2 protein-coding genes and 2 pseudogenes are annotated in these 2,765 nt (G+C 66.4%); 2 read left to right on the top strand and 2 right to left on the bottom strand.

What is annotated here, in order from left to right; genetic code table 11:
• Together FNF32_RS14920 and FNF32_RS14915 are read right to left on the bottom strand one after the other, a co-directional pair.
• Nucleotides 1–307 (bottom strand): DUF7220 family protein (locus tag FNF32_RS14920; protein ID WP_425467915.1); only part of this gene is annotated, 307 nt, incomplete at its 3' end.
• Nucleotides 304–1,656 (bottom strand): annotated as a pseudogene (locus FNF32_RS14915) (site-specific DNA-methyltransferase). The gene FNF32_RS14920 and the pseudogene FNF32_RS14915, both read right to left, overlap by 4 nt.
• 12 nt (nt 1,657–1,668) lie before the next feature.
• Here FNF32_RS14915 and FNF32_RS14910 point away from each other — a divergent pair.
• A pseudogene (locus FNF32_RS14910) lies at nt 1,669–2,478 on the top strand (HAD-IC family P-type ATPase); the annotation flags it as partial.
• Nucleotides 2,479–2,488: 10 nt separating this feature from the next.
• Nucleotides 2,489–2,746 (top strand): hypothetical protein, encoded by a 258-nt coding sequence (locus tag FNF32_RS14905; RefSeq protein WP_131675455.1) that lies wholly within the window; start codon nt 2,489–2,491, stop codon nt 2,744–2,746.
• Nucleotides 2,747–2,765: the final 19 nt, after the last annotated feature.

The raw sequence follows: 2,765 nt of genomic DNA, 5'->3' as shown, positions 1-2,765 counted from the left end.
TTCCAGAGCCCCATCGCCTTCGAGCGAAAGGCCCGCGAAGTGAGCTAAACGCTCTCCACAAAAGCCGGGCAAGTCCAAATCGGCTCTGATTTGACGCGATCCGGACCGCCTCAAACAGCCGTCGCAGGGCGAAGGACCGCGCGATGCTCACCACGGTGAAGACCGCGCCCATCTGCAGATTCTGCTCCAGCGTTGTGTGCAAGCCGAAGATCGGAAAGATCAGGATCTGCGTGACGACGGCGACGCCGTAGCCGATGATGACGTTGGTGACGGACTCGACCAGCGACATGAGGCGCGATTGCTTCATGCTGTAGTCTTTCGCTTTCGCGCGGGTTCGGGGGCGGCGTCCGTGTCCGGCGCGTCGGCCGGGGCTTCGGCACCGTCGCTCAGCCGCTCGGTTCTCAACTGCGCGAAGGTCCGACCGTCGCCATCGACGATTGCCTCGCGGCCGGTCTCGGCCTGCCAGCGCTCCACGGCCACATCGACATAGGCCGGGCTGATTTCCATCGCGAAGACGCGACGGCCATTGGCCTCGCCCGCCATGATCTGGGAGCCGGAGCCTGAGAACGGCTCGTAGCAGAGGCCGCCCCGCGCCACATGCTGGCGCATCGGGATTCCGAATGCGTCGAGCGGTTTCGGCGTGGGGTGGTCGGGGCGCTCGTCCTTGGAGAAGGACGGCATCTCCCACGTCGAGGGGAGAGTCTGCTCGGCCACCTTCGGCGGGCGGTTCGGACGGCGCCAGCCCATGAAGCAGGGCTCATGCTTCCAGAGATAGTGCGAGCGGGTCAGGACACCGCGATCCTTTACCCAGATGATCTGCTGATGGACGAAGGCGCCCGCCTTTTCCCAGCAGGCTTCCAGCATCGCCTGGCGGCGGGAGGCGTGCCAGCAGTACCAGGCCGCATCCTCGGTGATGGCCTCGGCCACGGCCGCAGCGATGAAACCATCGTAAAGCTCGGCCCCCTGCGAACTGTCGTCCCAGGTCGTGCCGTAGGACGCCGACCAGTCCTTGTTGCGGGTCGGGTGGTTCGAGCCGTCATAGTCCACGAGATACGGCGGGTCCGTCGCGAACAGGATCGCCCGCTCGCCATTCATCAGGCGGCGCACGTCGGCAGCGCTGGTGCTGTCGCCGCACAGCAACCGATGGTCCCCGAGGATCCACAGGTCGCCGGTCCGCGACGCAGGGTTACGCGGCGGCTCCGGGATGGTCACCGGAGGCACGGAGCCCCCGGCGCCACCCTCTTCTTCACTGCCCGATTCCGGATCGAACGCCAGCAGCTTGTCGAGTTCGCCATCGGAAAACCCGACCAGCGACAGGTCGAAATCCTCGGCCAGCAGGTCGTTCAGTTCGGCCGACAGCAGCGCCTCGTCCCAGGTCCCAAGTTCGGTCAGCTTGTTGTCCGCGATGCGATACGCCCGCCGCTGCGCCTCGGTCAGGTGGCCCAGCACGATCACCGGCGCTTCGGTCAGCCCCAGCTGCGTTGCGGCCAGCACGCGCCCGTGCCCCGCGATCAGTTCCCCGTCTTCAGCGACGAGGCAGGGCACGGTCCAGCCGAACTCCGCCATGCTGGCGGCGATCTTGGCGACCTGGTCCGCGCCATGCGCCTTCGCGTTCTTCGCGTAGGGCTGGAGGCGCGAAAGCGGCTACGTCTCGATCGCGTCCGGGGCGAGGCGATCGTCGAGGGCGCCGAGGCACGGGGTGCGCCGCGTCAGGAGGCGACCGACTTCGAGGCCGTCACCGGAAAGGGCGTGCGCGGCAGAGTTGGCGGACGCGCGGTGGCGCTCGGAAACGCTGCGATGATGCGGGAGATGGGATTGGACACGGGCGCCGTCGAAGCAAAGGCCGACATCCTGCGCGCCGGGGGCAAGACGGCGATGTTCATCGCTGTGGATGGCATGCTTGCCGGGATCGTGGCGGTGGCCGACCCGATAAAGGACTCGACCGCGCAGGCGATCAGGGAACTTCACGCCTTGGGGCTTCGGGTGATCATGGCGACGGGCGACAATGAGCGCACGGCGCAGGCGGTGGCGGGCAAGCTCGGAATCGACGAGGTGCGCGCCGGCGTCCTGCCCGAAGCCAAGAAGGATCTGATCGACCAGTTGCGCCGCGACGGCCACAAGATCGCGATGGCGGGCGATGGGGTTAACGACGCGCCCGCGCTCGCTGCCGCCGATGTCGGCATCGCCATGGGTACGGGGGCCGATGTGGCGATGGAAAGCGCCGGGATCACCCTGCTGGGCGGCGACCTGATGGGCATCGTCCGGGCGCGCAAGCTGGCTCGCGCCACCGTGCGCAACATCAAGCAGAACCTGTTCTTCGCCTTCGCCTACAACACTCTCGGAGTGCCGGTCGCTGCGGGGCTGCTCTACCCGCTCACGGGGATGTTGCTGTCCCCGATGATCGCGGCGGCGGCGATGAGCCTGTCGTCGGTGTCGGTGATCACGAACGCGCTGCGACTGCGGCGGATCGAGCTGTAAAGGGCTGACGATGTCCGAAGAACCGAACCACTGGGAAGGCGTCTACCGGAGCAAGGAGGAGGCTGAGACAAGCTGGTTCGAGGACCGTCCGCAGGTATCGCTCGACCTCATAGCGGAGACAGGCGCGGGCAAGGATGCGGCCATCGTCGATGTTGGGGCCGGCTCCTCGAGGCTGGTGGATTGCCTGCTGGACCAAGGGTTCCGCCGTATAATACCAATCGCCTTGATTTCTGACTCGCTTGGGATTCCCTTCGCCCTGAAAATCTGAATCATGGGTCTCGAGGGAT

Source organism: Paracoccus marinus (genome assembly GCF_007018965.1).
Lineage (GTDB): Bacteria > Pseudomonadota > Alphaproteobacteria > Rhodobacterales > Rhodobacteraceae > Paracoccus > Paracoccus marinus.
Note: the sequence above shows the minus strand (reverse complement) of the source record. Positions and strands in the feature narration are given on the sequence as shown.